This is a genomic window from Marinomonas profundi (genome assembly GCF_020694005.1).
GTDB lineage: Bacteria > Pseudomonadota > Gammaproteobacteria > Pseudomonadales > Marinomonadaceae > Marinomonas > Marinomonas profundi.
In genome coordinates, this window is the sequence record NZ_CP073013.1 from 3,291,740 (window position 1) to 3,313,211 (window position 21,472).

Genomic DNA, 21,472 nt, shown 5'->3' on the forward strand with positions numbered 1-21,472 from the left:
ATAGTGTGTTGGCGTAGTTCTAAACGGCCTATAAATAGGTGTTTGGGGTTTTTAATCAGCATGAATTTATGTGGATAGTGCGCTTAATTTTATGTTTTAACAATAGACTAAAATGGGAAAATAAAAAGTTTTTATGATGAAAAAATAGGCTATCTTTTAGATAGGTTTCGCCCTAGAATGCGCGAAAATCTTCATCGTTAAATAGCGTTGGTTTAACCTTTATTAGGGGGATGCAGCGGTTAACGATCCTAGCGACTTTTTGCCCTTCTGAGGCGATGTAATGATCATGAGTTCGGTTCCCCATTCTTTCCCAAATAGCGAGATACGTTTAGCCACTCTAGACGACCTGAAGGCGTTACTTGTTTTGGAAGACAAGGCGTTTACGGGTGACCGTCTGAGTCGTCGTAGCTTTCGTCATGCGATTACGAGCTCTGGTTCGGCGTTGTTTGTGGCGAAACAGCTTGTGGCGAAACAGGAAGAGGGCGAGTTGCTGGGGTATGCCTTGTTGCATCTTCGTCAAGGAACGCGCTTGGCGCGTTTGTATTCGCTTGCGGTGTCGCCTGAAGCGCGCGGGCTGGGCATTGGTCAGTTGCTGATTCAAGCTTGTGAGAAAAAAGCCCTTAAAAAAGGCAAGATGCTGTTGCGTTTGGAAGTCAGTGATGTGAATCACAATGCCATCGCCTTGTACCAAAAAATGGGTTACAAGGAATTTGGTCATTACGATGCCTATTACGAAGACCAAACCGATGCGATTCGTATGCAAAAACGTTTGCGCCATGCGGGTGATGAGCAAACTACTAGGGCAATGCCTTGGTTGGCGCAAGGCACGCCTTTTACGTGTGGGCCAGCGTCGTTGCAAATGGTGCTGTCGGTTTTGCATCCTGAATATCAAGCGACGCCTGATGACGAATTAGAGATTTGGCGTGAAGCGACGACGATTTTTATGACCTCTGGTCATGGTGGTTGTCATCCGATGGGGCTGGCTTTGGCGGCGAAAAAGCGTGGTTTATCAGCCGATGTGTGGTTAAGCGAAGCAGGTCCTTTGTTTGTTGACAGCGTGCGTAACGAGTTGAAGAAAAATGTTATTACTCGTGTGCATGAAAGTTTTGTTAAACAATGCGAAGGGTCGGACGTGCCTTTGCATTATAGTGCGATGCCATTGGCGCAATTGATTGAGGCATTCGATGCGGGTGCCTTGGCGATTATCTTGATCAGTACTTTTCGGATGGACGGTAAAAAGTCTCCCCATTGGGTGGTGATGTCCGGCTACGATGAGCATTGCATTCTCGTGCATGATCCTGATTTGGACGATGATAAGAAATTACCGGACGATCCACCAAGTCCGTTGGATTGTCAGTTTGTGCCAATTGCGCGTGATGAATTCGAGAAAATGTCACGCTTTGGGCAGAGTCGTTTGCAAGCCACCGTGGTGTTGAAAACGCCATAAGTTAAGCTTTCTCCTATTTATTCTCTATCAGCAAGGTTTTGTATCTTCCTCTCCTAGTGAGGAAGGTACGGCTTTGCTTTTTCCCTTTTTGCACAAAAATCCAAGCACATGCTTTTAAAGGCTGTCATGATGATGCTCATTGATCTGAAATAATGTGATTTAAGGAGTGGTTCAATGAAGGTTGCCTTTACCAGTGACAATATTGCCGGTGCGTCAGAGGCTGTTTTTAACGCCATGATGGAAGCAGCGCAAGGCGATGCTATGCCGTATGGAAATGATGACGGGACGGCGCAAGTCACGCAAATGTTGTCACAGCTGTTCGAATGTGATGTGGATGTGTTTTTGGTGTCCACGGGGACGGCGGCAAATGTATTGAGCATCAGTGCGTTAACGCCGCCTTGGGGCAGCGTGTTGTGCCATACAGAAAGCCATTTGTTAAACGACGAATGCACCGCGCCAGAGTTTTATACCAGTGGCGCGCGCTTTGTCGGTATCGGTGGCGCCAACGCTAAGATGGATCCTGTTCAGCTGAAGAAATTGGTCAAGCAAAAAATGGGTGATGTGCACTCTTGCCAGCCATCGGTTATTAGTTTGTCACAAGTCACGGAAGTGGGCAGCGTGTATTCGTTAGCAGAAATGCGAGCCATCACCGATGTGGCGAAAGCGGCTGGCCTGCCGGTTCATATGGACGGGGCGCGGTTTGCTAATGCTTTACTTGCCTTGGGTTGCTCGCCTGCTGAAATGACCTGGAAAGCGGGCGTGGACATTGTCTCTTTTGGTGCGACGAAAAATGGTGTGATGGCGGCCGAAGCCATCGTGGTGTTTAAACAGTCTTTGGAAGAGAAAGGCATTTCCAGCGAGAAAGTGTCGAAAGAGTTGGGCTACCGTCGTAAACGCGGTGGGCATTTGCATTCGAAGATGCGCTTGTTGTCGTCGCAGATGGTGGCGTATTTGACCGATGATTTATGGCGTACCAATGCGACCCATGCCAATGCCATGATGGCATTGTTGCAAGCAGGGTTGAAAACCGTTCCAGGAGTGATAATCAATACACCTGCTCAGGCGAACATGCTGTTTTGTACCTTGCCATTACCCATGATTGATCACTTACAAGCGGAAGGTTTTGGCTTTTACGGTGGGCGTTGGGAGGAAGGCGTGATTCGATTAGTGACCTCTTTTAGAACGCCAAAAGAAGGTGTGGAGGCGTTTATTGAGTCGGCGCGTGGTTTTTCTAATGATGGTTTTTAGATCGGTAACAGCTATATTGTATTCATTAGCGTTTAGACACAGAGATGGGCGCCACTTTTAATTTTTAATAATAAAGGACATAAGACGATGGAAGAGATACTGAGTTACCTATTAAGTGTGCAAACCCTTGTGCTCGTGCTGGCGGTCTTTTTGTTAAAAAGCTCGATTAAGTTTGTGCCGCAGAATCAGGCGTATGTAGTTGAGCGTTTTGGCAAGTATCAATCGACTAAAGAGGCGGGGTTAAACTTCATCCTTCCTTTTATTGATCGTATTTCAGCCGATCGTACTTTAAAAGAGCAGGCTGTAGACGTGCCGGAACAAAGCGCTATCACGAAAGATAATATTTCTTTGCGTGTGGATGGGGTGTTGTATTTCCGTGTTTTAGACCCTTACAAAGCGACTTATGGTGTAGAGAATTATGTTTTTGCCGTGACTCAGTTGGCGCAAACGACCATGCGTTCTGAGTTGGGTAAAATGGAACTCGATAAAACCTTTGAAGAGCGCGATGTACTGAACACCAATATTGTGGCGTCGATCAATGACGCGGCGGGCCCTTGGGGTATCCAAGTGTTGCGTTACGAAATTAAAGACATTGTGCCACCTCAATCTGTGATGGAAGCGATGGAAGCGCAAATGAAAGCAGAGCGTGTTAAGCGTGCGCAGATTTTGGAATCGGAAGGGGATCGTCAGGCGGCGATTAACCGTGCCGAAGGTCAAAAAGCGTCTGTGGTTTTGGCGGCAGAAGCGGATAAAGAAGAGCAAGTGTTACGCGCAGAAGGTGAGGCGAAAGCCATTGTTGCCGTCGCTTCAGCTCAGGCTGAGGCATTGCGTCAAGTTGGTGAAGCGGCCAATACAGAAGCCGGTCAAAAAGCCATACAATTAGATTTGGCAACCAAAGCCATTGAGGCGAAGCACGCCATTGCGAAGGAATCGTCCGTGGTCTTGTTGCCGGATGGCGCGACAGAAGCATCGGCTGTGGTTGCTCAAGCGATGACGATTATTCAGAAAATGTCGAAAGGGAGCTAGTTATGGATATCATTGCCAATAATCTGGCCCAAAGCTTGTTTATTGTTGGTTTGATTCTATTGGTCATTGAAGTGACAGTATTAGGTTTTTCTACCTTTGTCTTCTTCTTTGTGGGCTTAGCGGCCATGGCTACAGGCGCTTTGGTTTATGTTGGGGTATTGCCTAATAGTGTGTTGAGCGCTTCTTTTAGTACGGGCGTGATGACTATCTTGGCCGCCTTAGTATTGTGGAAACCACTGAAACGTATGCAATCTAAAGTAAGTACTAAAAAAACCAAAAGCGAATTTACGGACCATCAGTTCTTTTTAAAAGAATCGGTATCGCCAACGCAGTCGCCTAAATATCACTATTCTGGTGTGGAATGGTCTTTGGTTAGTGAGGAACCCATTGAAGCTGGAACGAAAGTCGAAGTGACTGAGGCCGAAGTGGGTAAATTGCATATCAAAGCGATGGATTTGCAATAAGGGTTTTTGTTTTTCTAAAAAAGCGTCAAGTGAATATCATCTCACTTGGCGCTTTTTTTTGTCATATGGCTTTCGCCCAATAACGATGAATTAACGAAGGATGAGCAAGGGAATATCACTTTCAATAATCATTTTACTGGTATTGCTGCCTACGAAAAACTGCCGTAGTTTCGAGTGGCCGTAAGCCCCCATTGCCATTAACTCTATCTGATGTTCTTCTTTGTATTGGGTCAATGTCGGGTAGATTTTGCCTGGGTTAATAGAAGCGATTACCTCAAAGCCTTCTTCTTCAAGAATTTGCTGTGCTTCATCTAATTTATAGCGTCTTTCTAGTGTCGCTTCTCCTACCATGACCAAATGACAGGGTAATCCAATTAATAGTGGGCTTTGTGCAATACGTGTGATGGCATTATCGGCGGCTTCTCGACCATCGTAAGCAATCATAAAATTACGAGGGGTTTTGAATTTTCCGACGTTAATAAGAATCGGACGATGTGATGTTCGAGCGACTCGTTCTATGTGTGAACCAATGGTGTGGGCATCCATGGTGTGGTTGCTGCCATGACGTCCAACCACAATAAGACGTGTTTCGTCTTCTAAATGCAGTAAATTGTCGACTAGGTCTCCATGACGTTGGAGCAACGCGATTTGCTTGGCACCTGCGCTTTGCGCGAAGTCTTTGGCGTTTTCGAGCACCAGTTTGCCATGTTCAAACGCAAGTTTTGCACGTTTTTCATCAAGTGCAACCAGTTCATCGAGCAGATGCTCTCGGCTACCAAGGCCAATAGAGCCAGATAGATCCTCATCGGTTTTGATGGCTTCTTTTTCTAAAGAATGCAGCAATATCAACGCAGATCCCATTTTTTTGGCTGCCCAAACAGAGGCTGTGGTGACGTGCTCAGATAAAGAGGATCCATCAATACAAGCAATTATGTTTGTCATCATTATGCTCCTTGTTTTTGTTTTAAAGCCTATTTTTGGGGCTTTATAAGCATCATTAAAAAGAATAGTTCATAGACAGTGTTTTTACCGCTTAAAAATAGGATTAAAGCTGGGTCGTCTTGCATGAAATGAATAAAAAATACCCTGACTGTACCAAGGTACAATAGCGGCCTTGTTATTAATCTCCTATCTTGTGGGTAATCATAAAATTATTGCGTCTTTTTTTAAGACTCTTTTAAAGACTTCTTTTCTAGGGAAAATACCATGAGCGACAGTCAAGTTTCATTTGCAACACTAGGTAACGCGATCGGCTTTATTACAAAATTAAGCGGATCGGTTACTGTTCAATCGATTGATGGGCAAGAGCGAGTGGTTAAAATCGGGGATCCGATTTTCTTTGGAGAGACGGTTCTCACCGGAGCTGACGGCAGTGCGACTATTGCGTTTATTGACGGTACTGAGATTGTCATTGGTAGTGATGCTGTGGTTGAAATTACCGATGAAGTTTACAACAGTGGTGATAACGCTGACCTTGTTGCAGACTCTTCTGCCGATGTCGATGCCTTGCAAGAAGCGATTTTAGCGGGTGACGACCCGACGCTTATCCAGGATGCACCAGCGGCAGGTGAAGCGCAAGGCTTCGAACAACAACGTGTTGATGTTGACATTGATCGAAATGACAACAGCGCACTGCCTACTTTTGGTAATGATACTTCTAGTGTACTTCCAAGATACGGCTATGACACAGACAATGGTAGTGGCGGACAAACTGGCCAAAACCAATATTCAGTTCCTTCTAGTTCAGATAGAGCATCCTCTGAGACAACCTCAACAACCGCATCTCCTGTTGCAGCCGTTGCTGGTACTGTGACAATTAATTCAATCACTTCCGACGACATGATTAATGCGACCGAAGCAACCAGTACCATTACCGTGTCTGGTACGGCGGTTGGCGGTGATATTTCCCAAGGTGATCAGGTTGTATTAGTGATTAATGGAACAACTTACACAACGACTGTCGGTGCTACTGGTACTTGGTCGATTGGTGTTGCAGGCTCCGATCTTGCTGCGGATACCGAATTTGATGTAGTGGTAACTTCTAGCAATAGCTCTGGCGACACAGTTGAGAGCATTGGTACTTCGACGCATACCGTAGATCAAAGCGCTTTACTTGTTAATATTGATATCGATCCTATTACCGAAGACAGTACGATTAACGCTGCCGAAAGTAATGCTACGGTGACCATCACAGGTACTGTAACTGGAGATGAATTCAACACTGGTGTTGTCACAGTAGTCATTAACGGCGTTACTTATGAAACCCAGGTAGGTAGTGATGGTGTTTGGTCTGTTGATGTGGCGGGTTCAGATCTAACCGCGGACTCCGACCGTATAGTGGAGGCAAGTGTTGTTGTTTCGAATAACATTGGTCAACAAGGGACAACAGATACCACTGAGAGCTACTTGGTCAAAACAGGCTCAAGAGCCAGTATCAGTGTCAATAGTATCACCTCAGATGACGTTATTAATGCTGAAGAAAGTGAAGGCAACGTTACGGTTTCTGGTCGAGTGGGTTTTGATGCGTCCGCTGGTGATGTTGTTTCAATGACCATCAACGGTACGCTATATACAGCAGTTGTGTTAGCGAATAAAACATGGAGCGTAGATGTTTTAGGTTCCGATCTTGCTCAAGATACGTCTTTTCAAGCCAGTGTGACAGGCCAAGATAGCGCGGGTAACTCTTTTAGCGCAACAACAACGTCAACTCATACGGTCGATACGTCTGCGGATGCGGGCACGGTGACAGTGAATGCGATTACGTCTGATGACGTGATCAACGCGACAGAAGCGGCAGGCACCGTGGCGGTGACAGGTACGGCGACAGGTGGCGACATCGCAGAAGGCGATAGCGTGACCTTGGTGATCAACGGCACGACTTACACAACGACAGTCGGTGCAGACAATACTTGGTCTGTGGACGTAGCAGGTTCTGATCTTGCCGCGGATACGGCGTTCGATGCGGTGGTGACGTCTTCTGATGAAGCGGGCAACACAGTCGAAAGTACAGGTTCTTCAACTCATACGGTCGATACGTCTGCGGATGCGGGCACGGTGACAGTGAATGCGATTACGTCTGATGACGTGATCAACGCGACAGAAGCGGCAGGCACCGTGGCGGTGACAGGTACGGCGACAGGTGGCGACATCGCAGAAGGCGATAGCGTGACCTTGGTGATCAACGGCACGACTTACACAACGACAGTCGGTGCAGACAATACTTGGTCTGTGGACGTAGCAGGTTCTGATCTTGCCGCGGATACGGCGTTCGATGCGGTGGTGACGTCTTCTGATGAAGCGGGCAACACAGTCGAAAGTACAGGTTCTTCAACTCATACGGTCGACCTTGCCGCTAATGCTAATATTGATATTGACAGAATTACTTCTGATAGTGTGATTAATAGCAGTGAATCCGCAGATGGTGTGATGGTGAGTATCACGGGATGGGTCGGCGGGGATGCTAAGCCTGGTGATACGGTTACTATTACTTTGGATGGCGAGGTGATTGGATCCGGTATTGTTTCAAATGAGCAAAATGCCTCAGGTAAGTATACATACTCTGTTGATGTTTTAGGGTCCGACCTTGCTAGTACAACGTTGGCTAATCCATTTGTGACGGCTACCGTGACAGGTACTGATGGGGCTGGTAATCCGTTTTCTGCAAACAGTACAGAGATCTTTAAAGTCGATACATTTGCTGATGTTGATGTGTTTTTAGCTGAAAACAACAATGATGGTGTAGTTAATTTTGATGAGGCTGGTAATTTAACTGTTGGTGGTTGGCTAGAAGTTGGAGGAAATGTCACCTCTATCACCGTTACTGACAGTGAAGGTCAAATGGTTATCCTAACTGGTAATATTGTGGTTTCTGAGGATGGCAGTGGTTGGGCATATTTCGAAACTAATATTGATGTCTCAACACTTGCTGATGGTGAGTTAAGTGTAGTCGTCAATGTAACAGATGTTTATGGTAACGAAGGGGTTTCTAGCCCTCAGTCGATTGTTAAGGATACAGTGGCTGATGCCGGTGCGGTGACCGTGAATGCGATCACTTCTGACGATGTGATCAACGCGGAAGAAAGTGATCAAACCATCACTGTTTCTGGTATGGCCGTTGGTGGTGATATTTCCGTTGGTGATGTGGTCAAGATGACGATCAATGGTAGAGAATACTCCACAACAGTTGCTACTGGTGGTGTTTGGGCTCTTGCTGTTGCAGGCAGTGATTTAGCGGCTGATACCGAGTTTGAGGTTGTTGTGACGTCTTCTGATGCGGCTGGTAATACCGTTGAGAGTAAAACAACGTCTACCCATATCGTCGATACTTCTGCGCCAGATTCACTTGTCATCTCGCTTAACACTGATAGTGGTAGTTCAGCGAATGACAATTTGACTAATGATGGCAGCTACACGATTACTGGTATTGAAAGTGGCGCTACGCTTGAATATTTTGTTGATGGAGAATGGATCACTACAGCACCAACCACATCGGAAGGTGTGAACACAGTTACTGTTCGCCAAGTTGATTCTGCAGGAAATACGTCTGAAAGTAGTACGTTAGAGTTTACTCTTGATACGGTTGCTGAGGTGGCTGGTGAAACAGTGTCTATGAATGAAGATTCTGCTGAGCCGATAGTCATTAATATTCTCGCAAATGATGAAAGTGGTGCCGTATTGGTTCCTGGCAGTGTCTCTTTTGACTCTGAAAAAGGGACAGTCACTGTCAATGAAGATGGCACACTACTCTTTACACCGGCTGCGGATTTCAGCGGTGAGGTTGAGATTGCATATCAAGTTATAGATGAAGCTGGTAATACGGCTTCAGCGGCGGCAACCGTCAACGTCACGCCAGTCACTGATGTACCAACAGTTCAGTTGACGTTGGAGCCGACAACAACAACGACTCTTTATAGCGTAGATTTGTCTAACGTGCTCGATGGAATAGAAGATCCTGTTGGCAATCCAGCCGGTTTCACCGTGACGGCTTATAACAGCGAGAATGATGTCGTTGCTATTTCCATTAAGGATTCTGGTACGCCTACTGGTTTTGGAGTGACAGGTCAGGCTGGGAATGGCGCAGATTCAGAAATTGGTAAGCAAGAGAAGTTAGTCGTCGAGCTTGATAAACCCGCTTCATCCGCAACATTCGAACTTGCTTGGTTGAATAGTCATAATGAGACGGCTGTTTATACTGTTAAGTATAGTGATGGAACATCGGCGACTTTTACCATTGATGGTAATAGTGACGAAGGCGGTTATGATCGAATTGGTGATCCTGTCACTGTGAACGCGCCAGAGGGTAAATCCATATTGGCAATCGAGTTTTCTACACCGACAACTGGGGATCGTGTTGCGACGAGTGATTACTTGCTTCATAGCGTTTCTTACGAGTCGGCTGTAACAAATTACACGGTAGATATCACCGCTGCTCCGACTGATACAGACCATTCTGAAAACATTACGGAGTTAACAGTGACTACGCCAGAAGGAACGTCTTTGTCTGGCGCTGAAAAGCTCGGGACTGAAAATGGAGTAACAACTTGGAAAATCTCGCTAAACAGTGGCGGTTTTACAAATAATGTAGCGATTGATCCTGAGACTGGTGTTGTTACGGTTAAAGGTTTAGTACTGTCAGTGCCTGACGACTTTGATGGTGAGTTGTCAGTAACTGCGACGGCTACAGCCGTAGATCCAGGTGCTGCTGGCGTTTCCGGTAGTGCAACTTGGGAAAATTCTGCTCCTGAACTAGCGTTTGCGGATGGTTCTGATTCTGTGGTCATTTCCGAAGAAGATTTGCTTGATAGCGATTCTGCAGCAGCGAATGGTGCCTCAGTGACTGGGACATTTAGTATAAGTGATGCAGAAGGCCAGAATTTGGCGTTATCACTTGTTGCTCCAGCTGAGGTCATGACATCTGGTGGTGTAACCTTGGTTTGGACAACCGACAGCAGTGGCAATTTGGTCGCCAAAGCGGGTGAAATTGAAATTATTCGTGTGGCGCTTACAGACACAGATGGTCAGCATGGTTATGTGGTTACTTTAAGTGGTCCTGTGGATCATGCTGATGCAACGACGGAGGATACAACGAGTATTAACTTTGGTATCGCGGTAGATGATGGTCTTGTGACAACGACTGAAAATGTGTCGGTGACGATTGAAGATGATTCGCCAGATGCAGTGACAACAATGGCTGAACTAACTATTAGTAATGTTGTTCCCGAAAGTAACTTCGCTGTAGGTGGTATTTCAATCGATTTTGATGATGCTAAATTCACATCAAATAAGGGTGATAAAGGTACTTTAGATGGTGATATGGACGGTGATGATGATGCTGTTTATTGGGGCTATGATAAACACAATAATGGCTCTTATTATTTTACAACGGAATCAAGTTCTTTGGTTGATGTTGAAATAGATTCATCATTTGTTGTAGGGCAGTTTATTCACAGAAATGAATCTATTTCTGGTGATTATGGAGCACTTAAAAATGTCACTATGTCGATTAGTTTTAACATAACGATTGCAGGAGAAATTCAAGCTATTACCCTTGATGTTCCTATGGTTCATAATGAGATGTCGAATAACAATTCATCCAATGATACCGTAACTATTACACAGGTAAGTCAGAAAGTTGAAGTGAACGGTGTGACTTATAAAGTGACATTGGATGGTTTCCGAGTAGGAGATAATGGTGAGATAACTCAGCATATTTCTACTCCAGAAAAAAATACTGGTACTTATTCAATCGTTGCGAGTGTTGAAGTCGATAATGTCAACGATGTTGATTCAAATGTTCTTAATGGTAGTGTTGAATTTGATGCAGGTGCAGATGGTTTGGATCATGTAGTTACACAAAATGTGACTGATCAGAATAATGGCAATACATTTGTGTTGAACAGTGATGGAACTTACACCTTCAGTGCCGGTGAGGATTTTATTGCTTCAATTCCTGCAGGTGAGTCAACAGTTGTTAGTTATGACTATGTTACGGTCGATAAAGATGGTGACTCAACAATCAATACTTTATCTATTACCGTGCAAAGTGCTGATTCTAAAGACGCCGTCACAACCATTTCTGGTTTGAGTGGAAGCTTTTATAATTATGATGATTCTGCTGGTAACTTAGGGACGATTGCATTAGCTGAAAGTGTTATTGCGAACCAAAGCGCGAATGCAAACTTCATTAGTACAGAAGTTAATTATACACGAGATAATGGAGATCTTGGTAAGGGGGATAACTTAGAATCTTGGCTAGGTGATGATGGGACTTCTATAGAATATGTTAATAAGCAAAGTACGGAAGATTCTGTTGTTAAATTAACTGGTTTTGTGTCACTAGCTGTTGGCTCTTATAGTATTAAGGTCACTGCAGATGATGGTTATCAAATCAAGATAAATGGTAATGTTGTTGCCAGTATTGATAGTAATCAAAGTGTTGATACCGATATTTTTACCTTCTCTGTTACAGACTCTGGAAAGCAATCGATTGAGATTGTTTATTGGGATCAAGGTGGTGACTATCAGTTAAGTGTTTTCCTCACTGAATCAAACTCTGATAATTATCAAGTTTTGGGTGGAGATACCTATCCAACATCGTTTACTGCTATAGATGCTAATGTGCCTGATACATCTGAAGACATTACTTCTAATAACTGGTCTTCTGAGGATAAGTTAAATGAAGCTCATACTGATGATTTAAATCAGTACGGTAAAGTTGACGGTAGACAAAATAATTTTGATACAAGTCAATATGATTTATGGAAACCTAATACTATAGAAGGGAATGATGATAACAATACAATTTTCAGTGGTTCTGATAATGATGTTGTTTATGGAAATGGTGGAAATGATCTGATTTATGGAGAGTCTGGCAACGATACCTTATATGGTGGTGATGGAAATGATCACATTTTAGGTGGCTCTCAGGACGATATACTATACGGCGAGGCTGGAGATGATTGGCTTCAAAGTGATTCAGGTTCGAATAAAATGTATGGCGGATCAGGAAATGACAAACTTCAAGGAGGAGGGAACGAAGATGAGCTTTATGGTGAAGAAGGAAACGATTTGCTCTACGGCAACGCTAGCAACGATAAATTGTTTGGCGGGTCGGGTAATGACTACCTAGACGGCGGTGAGAATGACGACCTTCTTGATGGTGGAGATGGTGATGATGTTCTGTATGGACAAGGTGGTGCCGATAATCTTTCAGGTGGAGCAGGTAATGATTACCTAAGTGGTGGTGCTGGTAACGATACTCTTTCTGGTGGCGCTGGTAATGATTACCTAAGTGGTGGAGCTGGACAAGACTCATTGACGGGGGGAGAGGGAGCGGATACGTTTGTAATTGATTTTGCTGATTCTGCTGTAGATAGTTTGACAGACTTCAATGCTGCTACAGATGTGCTTGATATATCTGATTTACTTGATGTTCCTGATGGAACTGATGACGTCTCTACTTATCTGAATGAGCACCTTTCTATTACATCAAGCTCTGTTGGTGTAGTTGAAAATGAGTATTATACGAAGACGGTTGCCACGTTTGGAAATGATTCAGATGTTGCTTCTAGTGGTACAGTAACTGTCATCTATAACGACCAAGAGTACAATATCAATATTGATGGTTAATCTTGCTCTGATATAGCCCACTAAAAAGGCCGAATCGTTATACGATTCGGCCTTTTCGTTTCTATAAAATTCTTGTTTCTAAAGCATATTAAGCACAGCGCGTGATTATTCCGGGCTACTTAAATTATACGCTTAAGCCAATAGGGCAGCTCACGCCTGTGCCTGCGAGGCCACAATACCCATTCGGGTTTTTGTGTAGGTACTGCTGGTGATATTCTTCAGCAAAGTAGTAGGTGTCGAGAGGTTCGATTTCTGTAGTGATCATGCCGTGGCCTGCGCCGAGTAGTTCTTTTTGAAATGCCGCTTTGCTGGCTTCCACAATCGGCATGTCTTTATCGTTGGTGGTGTAGATAACAGAACGGTATTGGCTGCCGATATCATTGCCTTGGCGCATACCTTGGGTAGGGTCATGGTTTTCCCAGAAAACTTTAAGGATGCCTTCTAATGAAATAATAGAGGGGTTAAATACAACCTGTACGACTTCGCTGTGTCCTGTTTGTCCTGAGCAAACTTCTTCATAGGTTGGGTTGGGGGTGTAGCCGCCCGCGTAGCCAACAGAAGTGACGATAACACCGGGCGTATTCCATAACTTACGCTCGGCCCCCCAAAAACATCCCATGCCTAGGATAATCTCAGATTCATTAGGGTTTTTAGTGCGGACAAACGGTTCATTGTTGACAGCGTGTATCCCAGAGATTTTAAGAGGAGCACTTCTACCAGGAAGAGCATCGGCTTTAGCGGGGATTGTTGACTTTTTGAGAATGGTTTCAATATTACTGGGCATTTATATCTCCTAACCGTATGGTCGAAAATGAATGGCTATCTTTTACCCTGTGGTAGCGGAGGATACAAGCTACCAAGAGTTTATATCTAACGTAGAGCCAAGTTATCTAGGAGTAGATAATGAGGGAGAAGTGCTTGATTTCAACTATTCGTAGATAGTTTTCTAACTAGGCTTGACTCTTACATTAATCTACCTATAATACGCACCTCGTTAGCAAGGGTTGAGCGAATTAGCTTAACCAACATGCAGTATGAATGCGTGTTGTTAACGAAGATTAGTCGCGGGATGGAGCAGTCTGGTAGCTCGTCGGGCTCATAACCCGAAGGTCGTAGGTTCGAATCCTGCTCCCGCAACCATTATTAAAAAGGTCGTAAGTTTCTTCTTTTATTAAGAAAAATACTCACGAAACCATTTTAAAATGACAGGTCGTAGGTCCACTTTTAAATCCAGTAAAGTGCTCCCACAATCAACTAATCAAATGAAGTTGTTAGTGATTAAATAAAACAAATTTGTCGCGGGATGGAGCAGTCTGGTAGCTCGTCGGGCTCATAACCCGAAGGTCGTAGGTTCGAATCCTGCTCCCGCAACCATATACATTAATTTTTCACATAATTTCTTCAGCACTAAAAGATAAACTGTATCAAAAGTTTAGCATGGCGCGGGATGGAGCAGTCTGGTAGCTCGTCGGGCTCATAACCCGAAGGTCGTAGGTTCGAATCCTGCTCCCGCAACCATTTTAAAATGACAGGTCGTAGGTTCACTTTTAAATCCAGTAAAGTGCTCCCACAAACAATCTAAAAAAGTTGTAGGTTCACTGTTTAATTAAGAAAAGTGCTCCCACAACGAACTAGAATCAGTCTAGTTTGGTCACAAGATTTTATCTTAATATCATTAGAAGTCTATTTTCTAAATAGTCTTAGTTGTCGCGGGATGGAGCAGTCTGGTAGCTCGTCGGGCTCATAACCCGAAGGTCGTAGGTTCGAATCCTGCTCCCGCAACCAATCTAAAAAAGTCGTAGGTTCACTGTTTAATTAAGAAAAGTGCTCCCGCAACCAATCTAAAAAAGTCGTAGGTTCACTGTTTAATTAAGAAAAGTGCTCCCGCAACTAATCTAAAAAAGTCGTAGGTTCACTGTTTAATTAAGAAAAGTGCTCCCGCAACTAATCTAAAAAAGTCGTAGGTTCACTGTTTAATTAAGAAAAGTGCTCCCGCAACCAATCTAAAAAAGTCGTAGGTTCACTGTTTAATTAAGAAAAGTGCTCCCGCAACTAATCTAAAAAAGTCGTAGGTTCACTGTTTAATTAAGAAAAGTGCTCCCGCAATCATTTCAAGATAATCCATTTCAAAATAATCCATTTCAAAATTCGTAAGCTCACTCTTTAGTTAAGAAAAGCTCTTCGCGATTTTTTGTTCAAAAGCCTTGTGCAAACCAGCTAAACAGTCAGTCACGTCATTTGTTTAAGTCACTTTTTAATTCTGTTACTAAATTTTTTATCGTTCGTCATGATAGGCAAGCATCAATAATTCACTTTATTGCCTTTGTAGAGCCGACGCCTTGGTCGTTTCTCTTTGTAAAGGCGTTTTAAGAAAGAGAAAGGGTGAGGTGTTAGAGTATGTCATAATGGCGAGATTAAAGTTGAGGTTGAATGATGGTTTCACAGGCGCTGACGATAGTATTGGATGACGAGCTTTTCGAGGCGAGTGTGGGTGATAACTTGTTGGCGTTGTTGCTTTCTCAAGGGGCGGATGTTCGTTATGGTTGTCGCGCTGGTGCCTGCGGGGCGTGTCGTCTTTATGATGCAAGCAATGGTGAATCGATTCTTTCCTGTCAAACCACGGTGTCTTCGACGATGTCGTTAACTCGGCAAACATTCGCTGAGTCTTCTACTTTTTCCTTGTTAAGTCGTGTTTCCCTTGATGATGTTTCTATTGAGCTTACTTTGTTGGGGCCGAGTGATGAATTCTTTGGCGATCGCGTTTTTGTTTCCTTACCGTCTAAAGAATTACCTAAGGAATTACCTAAAGAAACATCTGCTGAGCAAGCTCATTTTTACGAGTGTATGGCGTTAAATTCTGCTGGCACGCCTTTGAAGGTGGTGCTACTAAAAGAATATCTTTCAGCTGAAGATTGGCAGCGAGCCTTGGTGCTTTCGTCTAATGATACATTGGCTGTGCAGTTGTCGACAGGCATAAGAAAAGGGCGTTTGTTGTTTGAGATGGATATTGTCGATGCGCCCGTTGTGGTTATTTCATCGCCTGACAATGCGGTGTTTGAATCTTATTGGCGTGAGGCGTTGTTGGATTATACGTCTAGGTTTTTAGGGCATTTTGCCTTGTCTTCGAATCACGAGTTAACGCGCAGTTTGACGGATGATGCGCTTGTTGCTTTTCTTCAAGCGGCGCTGGCGGGTTCTGAGCGTGTGGCTTTGCAACTTATTTATCATGGCCAAAGCGTGTCTGCGAAAGATTGGGCGATCTTGCTGCGTGCTTTAAGGATAAATCCGACTCAATTGCATTTTGTTCGCTAGTTTGACCTTTATTTGGCTTTCATTTTTATGCTTATTTTTATATTTAACGGATTCTATTAATGAAAATTCTACACACCTCGGACTGGCATCTTGGCCAGCATTTTATGGGCAAATCCCGCCGCGATGAGCATAAGGCGTTTATTGATTGGTTGTTGGCGCTGGTAGATAAAGCGTCCATCGATGCGGTGATTATTGCTGGCGATGTGTTCGATACCGGCTCGCCACCAAGTTACGCGCGTGAAATGTATCATCAATTGGTGTTGGATATGAAAGCGCGCCAATGTCAGTTGGTGATTGTGGCGGGCAATCATGATTCGGTCAGTATGCTAAATGAATCCAAGAGCTTGTTAACCTATCTTGATACCCAGGTGTCGAGCCAAGCGAATCTTGAAGACATTGAGTCCCATGTTATTCCACTGAAAAACAAGCAAGGTGATATTGCTGCTTGGGTGTGTGCTGTGCCGTATTTGCGGCCAAAAGATGTGATGCAAAGTATCGCTGGGCAATCGGAACAAGAGAAAAAACTCAGCTTGTTGCAGCGGATTGGCGATTTTTACCAGCAAGTGTATGACGCCGCTGGTGAGAAAAACCAAGCACTGAAAACGCCAGTGCCGATTATTGGCACTGGGCATTTGACTGCCGTGGGTGGGCAAGTGAGCGAGTCGGTTCGTGATTTGTATGTGGGCACCTTAGAAGCCTTACCCACCTCGGTGTTTCCGGCGTTTGATTATCTTGCCCTTGGGCATATTCATCGCGCCCAGCCGATCAATAAAAGCGGTCGATTCCGTTACAGTGGTTCGCCAATTCCATTGAGCTTTGATGAGTTGGGTCGGGATAAAACCGTGGTGATAGTGGATACCGATCTGTTAGGCGAAGACGCTTTTGTGGCGGATTTGTTTGCTGAACCAGCGGATCCTGTGCAATTGGTGACCATTCCTAATTTTCAGCCCATGGCGAGTTTGAAAGGCAATTTAAAAGAGGTCATTAACCAAATTTCAACCTTGCCATTAACAGAGGATAAAACCCTCTGGTTGGAAGTGACGGTGATGGCCGATGACTATTTGAGCGATGTGCATAAGCGTTTGTTAGAGGTGATTGATAACAAGCCAATCGAATTACTAAGAGTGATGCGACGCAGCGCGCAAGAGAAGAAGAGCGAAGGCTTTGAGGCGCGCAAAACCTTGTCAGAATTAACCGTTGGCGATGTGTTTGAGCAAAGTCTTAAAACGAATTTAGAGCTGGAGGAAGACGAGTCGAAGACGCTGACCGATTTGTTCAACGCGTGCTTGGTGGAGTTGGAAGAGCATCAACAAGGCCATTGCCAAGATGACGAGTCGACTCAGGAGGAGCAATCATGAAGATTTGCAAGCTGCGTCTAAAGAATTTGAACTCCCTGAAAGGCGAATGGGAAATAGATTTTACCAAAGCGCCCTTTGACGACGCGGGTGTGTTCGCCATTGTTGGGCCAACGGGGGCGGGCAAATCGACCTTGTTAGACGCGATTTGTTTGGCGCTTTACCATGAAACGCCGCGTCTCAAAGTTTCCCCCAGTCAGAATGATGTGATGACGCGTCATACCGCTGAATGCCTGGCGGAAGTCGAGTTTGAAATTAAGGGCAAAGGCTATCGTGCTTTTTGGGGACAACGACGCGCCCGAGGCCAAAGCGATGGCAAGTTACAACCCATGACCTGTGAGTTGTGTGAACGCGATGGCACCATTATTACCACTAAGATTAACGAAAAAATCGACAAGATAGCCGACATCACGGGGTTAGATTTTTCGCGTTTTACCAAGTCTATGTTGCTTGCCCAAGGCGGTTTTTCGGCCTTTTTGAATGCCTCAGCTAATGATCGCGCAGAACTTCTCGAAGAGCTAACGGGCACAGAAATTTATGGTGATGTGTCGAAATGGGTGTTTGATAAACATAAGCAAGAAAAGCAGGCGATTGCGGCGCTCGAAAGTGTCAATGAGCAGACTCAATTACTAACAGACGACGCTTTTGCTGAATTAAAGCAAACCGAGTTGAGTTTTGCTGCCAATGAAAAATCCAATGCGCAGGCGCTCAAACAGCAGCAAACCTTACTTGAATGGCGACGTACTGAGCAACAGCTGCAAGTGCAAGTGGCTCAATACCAGCAACAAGTAGACGAAGCGAGTCAGGCGCTCGCGGATTTTGCGCCGCAACAGCAAGGATTGGAGCAAGCGCTAAAGGCGCAAGGTCTGCAAGCGGATTATGACAAGCAGCAAGGTTTGAAAGCTCGCTTGGATCAAAATCAGGCGGATATTACGCAATATACCAAGACGCAAGAAACACGGCTCAAGCAAAGTCAGGCGTTGACGGCATCGGTTGAACAGGCGAAAGAGACACTCACCAATGCTCGTGCTGAATTGGAAGCCTTGAATAACAAGATCAACAATGAAATCCAGCCTATTTTGTCGCGCCAAGAGAGTGTCAAAGCCCAGCATCAAGATGTTTCCGCTCGATTAAAACAAGCCGTTGAAAAAGTTGACGATCAGCAGTCACAACTAAACGCCATGACTGAGAAGCGGGCTAGTGTTGATAAAGCATGTGACGAAAGTAAAGCCATTTTGGGCCGCTGGACCGCGCCGGAAAAAATCGAAAATCAATTGGCCAGCTGGCAACATCAAGCGCAAAGCATGGCGATCAATGTGCAAGCCATTGCCGAGCTTGAGCGTCAAATTGTATCGAATACAAAAGAGTATGATGTTGCTCGCGCTTCATACTCAGCAAATCAAGCTAAGTTAGAGCAAGGTCAATTGCGCCTGTCTGAACGACAACAAACCTTGCAGAACACCCTAGATGCCTTTATGGCGTTGTCGTCGCAAAGTGAATACACGGATTGGCAGAAAACTTATCATTACACTGAGCGAGCTCAATATAATGCACAGGCCCTTTGGAAGCAGTATCAACAGTATCAAGCGCTGCAAACTCAATTGGTCGATTTAGACACGAATCTGAATGCGACGACAAGCCACATTCAACAGCAGAAAAGTCAGTTAGAGCAACAAAGGCAGGCTTACAAAGATAAGCTTCGACATCAGAAGTCGGTTGAAAAGCTTGCTGAGGCAGAGCGTCATATCGTCGCGTTAACACAGTTGCGTGATGAGCTGGGCGAACATGATGCTTGCCCTTTGTGTGGTGCATCGGAGCACTCGCTTGCCAATGCCTTGTATCAAGCGGAGTCAGGTAGCCAGGAAGAATTCGTTCGTTTAGGCAAAGAATTGGACGGCCTCAAGGGACAAGGAATACAGCTGGTGGCGGACTTAGAATCCATGCAGCGAGAATTCACCTCTGGGCAAACTCGACGCGAGCAATTAACGGATAGCTTGCACACGACAGAGCGGGAGTTAAAAGAATGGCTGGTGTCATTAACTCACTATGTGGATCGTCAAAATACTCGCTTTGATCTGCTTGATAAGGAGCAGGTGTTGGCTCTGGTTCAGCGTGTTGATCAAGATTGGCAGGCGTTGCAAGAGACCGCGCCTAAGCTTGACGCGCTTCAGCAATCGCGTTTGACCCTAGAGACAGAGTTACTGAGTGTGCATGCTCAGCAGCAAGTCACCCAACAACAAGTGGCGAAGGATGAGTCACAGTGTCAGTTATTGTGGCAAGCTTTAGAAGCGTATCAACAGAGCTTAGTTAGCAGGAAGGGCGAGCAAGAGCAAAGCGCTGGCCAGTTACGTATTGATATGCAGCAAGTGGGTGTTCCTGAAGGCTACTTTGATGTGTCATTGGCAGACGCTTTGGCGCAGTTGCAAGAGGCGATGACGCAATGGCGCGATAGCAAGGCGGGCTACGACGCACTATTGCAGCAAGGGGAGCAGCTGAGTTACGAGTCGAAAAGCTTAGCAAATTCGTTAAAGGAGAGTCATCAATTAGGTGATGATATTCATAGGAAAGCCACAGAGCTTGACGCTGAATTAGCCAGTATTGCTGAGCAGCTGTATGAACGGTTAGGCGATAAAAGTATTGGTGAGCTTCGCCAAGCAGCGCAATCACTGGCTGATCATGCTCAACAGAGGCTAGAAAAAGTAGAAGCTGAACGACAGCAGGTGGCTCAGGCGCTGGCGTCTAGTAAGGCGACATTGGAGGCGCTCGATAAATCTTACCTTGGGCTATCGAAAGAACATGAAGTTGCTTTGTCCGATTGGCAGCAACGTCTGGCTGAAAAGGGTTTTGACAGTGAAGCGGTTTGGTTGCAGGCGACTTTATCCACAGAGGAAATAAGTCAGCGACAAGCCGCGTTGAAGCAACTTGAGGAAGCGGTGTCCCGCTTACAGACGTTACTGAATCAAGCGAATGAATCCTTATTGAAGCACAATCAAAACAAGTCCGAGTTTTTAGCGCTTGGAGATTCGGCGTTTGACGGTTCTGCTTCTGAAAGCGCTTCTCTTGAAGCGCTGGAAGAAAAATACGCTGAGCTTGATGCTGAGCGCCAAGCACTGCACCGTCAATGGGGGGTGGTAACTCAGCAGATTCAAGAAGAGGCACAACGTAGAGAGCGGGTAGCTAAATCGAAGGACGCGTTGGAAGCGCGCCGCGAGGCATTTGTGCATCTTGAGCGGTTGAATCATTTGATTGGTTCTGCCGATGGCGCGAAATTCCGCCGCTTTGCGCAAAGTCTGACGTTGGATCATTTGGTGTATTTGGCGAATCAGCATTTGGGTATCTTGCATCGTCGCTATCAGTTGATGCGCAACGAAGATGCTTTGTCCTTGCTGGTGGTGGATACTTGGCAAGCTGATGCATCACGTGACACGAAAACCTTGTCGGGTGGGGAGTCTTTCTTGGTGAGTTTGGCGTTGGCGCTGGCTTTGTCTGATTTGGTGTCCCATAAAACCAGTATCGATTCGTTGTTCTTAGATGAAGGTTTCGGTACCTTGGACAGTGAAACGCTAGAGTCGGCGTTAGATGCTTTGGATAACCTGCATTCCTCTGGCAAAACCATTGGCATTATTAGTCATATCAGTGCGCTAAAAGAACGAATTCCCGTGCAGATTAAACTGACCAAACAAAGTGGTTTAGGGGTGAGTCGTTTAGCGGCGGAATTTGCCGTTCACCCAGCTGATAATTGAGAGCGTTAGGTGTTTTTCATTGAGCGCTTTTGGTGCAGAAGTTGTCCCCAGATTAATGGGAACAAGTATGTAAGTAAGTTGTAAAATATTAATTAAATCAAACGGTTAATCTTTCGTTCATTATTGGGCATTTTGCGTTATTCTTAGCGCTATAAGAGAGCAGACGCTCGTTAAAATGAGTGTAAAGAGTGTGTTGTCGTGACTTTCTTTAATCGTTCAGCTTGATAGAATAGATTTTTAAATGCTGGT

10 protein-coding genes and 4 tRNA genes are annotated in these 21,472 nt (G+C 45.1%); 12 read left to right on the forward strand and 2 right to left on the reverse strand.

Annotated features, from left to right (window positions below; genetic code table 11):
* Positions 1-280: 280 nt before the first annotated feature.
* From J8N69_RS15365 to J8N69_RS15380, 4 genes are all read left to right on the forward strand, one after another.
* The gene (locus tag J8N69_RS15365; RefSeq protein ID WP_168826477.1) at positions 281-1,447 is read left to right on the forward strand and encodes a GNAT family N-acetyltransferase/peptidase C39 family protein; all 1,167 of its coding nucleotides are present in this window, start codon (positions 281-283) and stop codon (positions 1,445-1,447) included.
* A 174-nt stretch (positions 1,448-1,621) separates the two neighbouring features.
* Positions 1,622-2,695 (forward strand): threonine aldolase family protein, encoded by a 1,074-nt coding sequence (locus J8N69_RS15370; protein WP_168826475.1) that lies wholly within the window; start codon positions 1,622-1,624, stop codon positions 2,693-2,695.
* An 87-nt stretch (positions 2,696-2,782) separates the two neighbouring features.
* Positions 2,783-3,721: a slipin family protein gene (locus tag J8N69_RS15375; protein WP_168826473.1), complete on the forward strand. Its 939-nt coding sequence runs from the start codon at positions 2,783-2,785 to the stop codon at positions 3,719-3,721.
* A gap of 2 nt (positions 3,722-3,723) precedes the next feature.
* Positions 3,724-4,185, forward strand: a complete 462-nt coding sequence (locus J8N69_RS15380; protein ID WP_111606113.1) for an NfeD family protein — start codon at positions 3,724-3,726, stop codon at positions 4,183-4,185.
* Between the two features lie 90 nt (positions 4,186-4,275).
* Here the strand turns inward: J8N69_RS15380 and J8N69_RS15385 are convergent, their stop codons facing one another.
* Positions 4,276-5,130 (reverse strand): universal stress protein, encoded by an 855-nt coding sequence (locus tag J8N69_RS15385; protein WP_229426384.1) that lies wholly within the window; start codon positions 5,128-5,130, stop codon positions 4,276-4,278.
* Between the two features lie 261 nt (positions 5,131-5,391).
* On the opposite strand from J8N69_RS15385, the gene J8N69_RS17075 reads away from it, so the two are divergent.
* Positions 5,392-12,813, forward strand: a complete 7,422-nt coding sequence (locus J8N69_RS17075; protein WP_269751530.1) for a retention module-containing protein — start codon at positions 5,392-5,394, stop codon at positions 12,811-12,813.
* 124 nt (positions 12,814-12,937) lie between these two features.
* On the opposite strand, the gene msrA is transcribed toward J8N69_RS17075, so the two are convergent.
* Positions 12,938-13,597, reverse strand: coding sequence for a peptide-methionine (S)-S-oxide reductase MsrA (gene msrA, locus J8N69_RS15400; protein WP_168827646.1), 660 nt, complete (start codon positions 13,595-13,597; stop codon positions 12,938-12,940).
* 279 nt (positions 13,598-13,876) lie between these two features.
* Here msrA and J8N69_RS15405 point away from each other — a divergent pair.
* The 7 genes from J8N69_RS15405 (at position 13,877) to J8N69_RS15435 (ending at position 21,223) form a co-directional block, all read left to right on the forward strand.
* Positions 13,877-13,953 (forward strand) — tRNA-Met (locus J8N69_RS15405).
* A 157-nt stretch (positions 13,954-14,110) separates the two neighbouring features.
* Positions 14,111-14,187: transfer RNA gene (locus J8N69_RS15410), tRNA-Met, on the forward strand.
* A 67-nt stretch (positions 14,188-14,254) separates the two neighbouring features.
* A tRNA-Met gene (locus J8N69_RS15415) sits at positions 14,255-14,331 on the forward strand.
* A gap of 190 nt (positions 14,332-14,521) precedes the next feature.
* A tRNA-Met gene (locus J8N69_RS15420) sits at positions 14,522-14,598 on the forward strand.
* A 645-nt stretch (positions 14,599-15,243) separates the two neighbouring features.
* Positions 15,244-16,125 carry a 2Fe-2S iron-sulfur cluster-binding protein gene (locus J8N69_RS15425; RefSeq protein ID WP_168827520.1) on the forward strand — a complete coding sequence of 294 codons (882 nt, stop codon included), beginning with the start codon at positions 15,244-15,246 and terminating at the stop codon, positions 16,123-16,125.
* 59 nt (positions 16,126-16,184) lie between these two features.
* Complete coding sequence (gene sbcD, locus J8N69_RS15430; protein ID WP_168827518.1) at positions 16,185-17,483, forward strand: exonuclease subunit SbcD; 1,299 nt, start codon at positions 16,185-16,187, stop codon at positions 17,481-17,483.
* Positions 17,480-21,223: an AAA family ATPase gene (locus J8N69_RS15435; protein ID WP_168827516.1), complete on the forward strand. Its 3,744-nt coding sequence runs from the start codon at positions 17,480-17,482 to the stop codon at positions 21,221-21,223. The genes sbcD and J8N69_RS15435 overlap by 4 nt, the downstream gene beginning before the upstream one ends.
* The last annotated feature ends 249 nt before the right edge of the window (positions 21,224-21,472 follow it).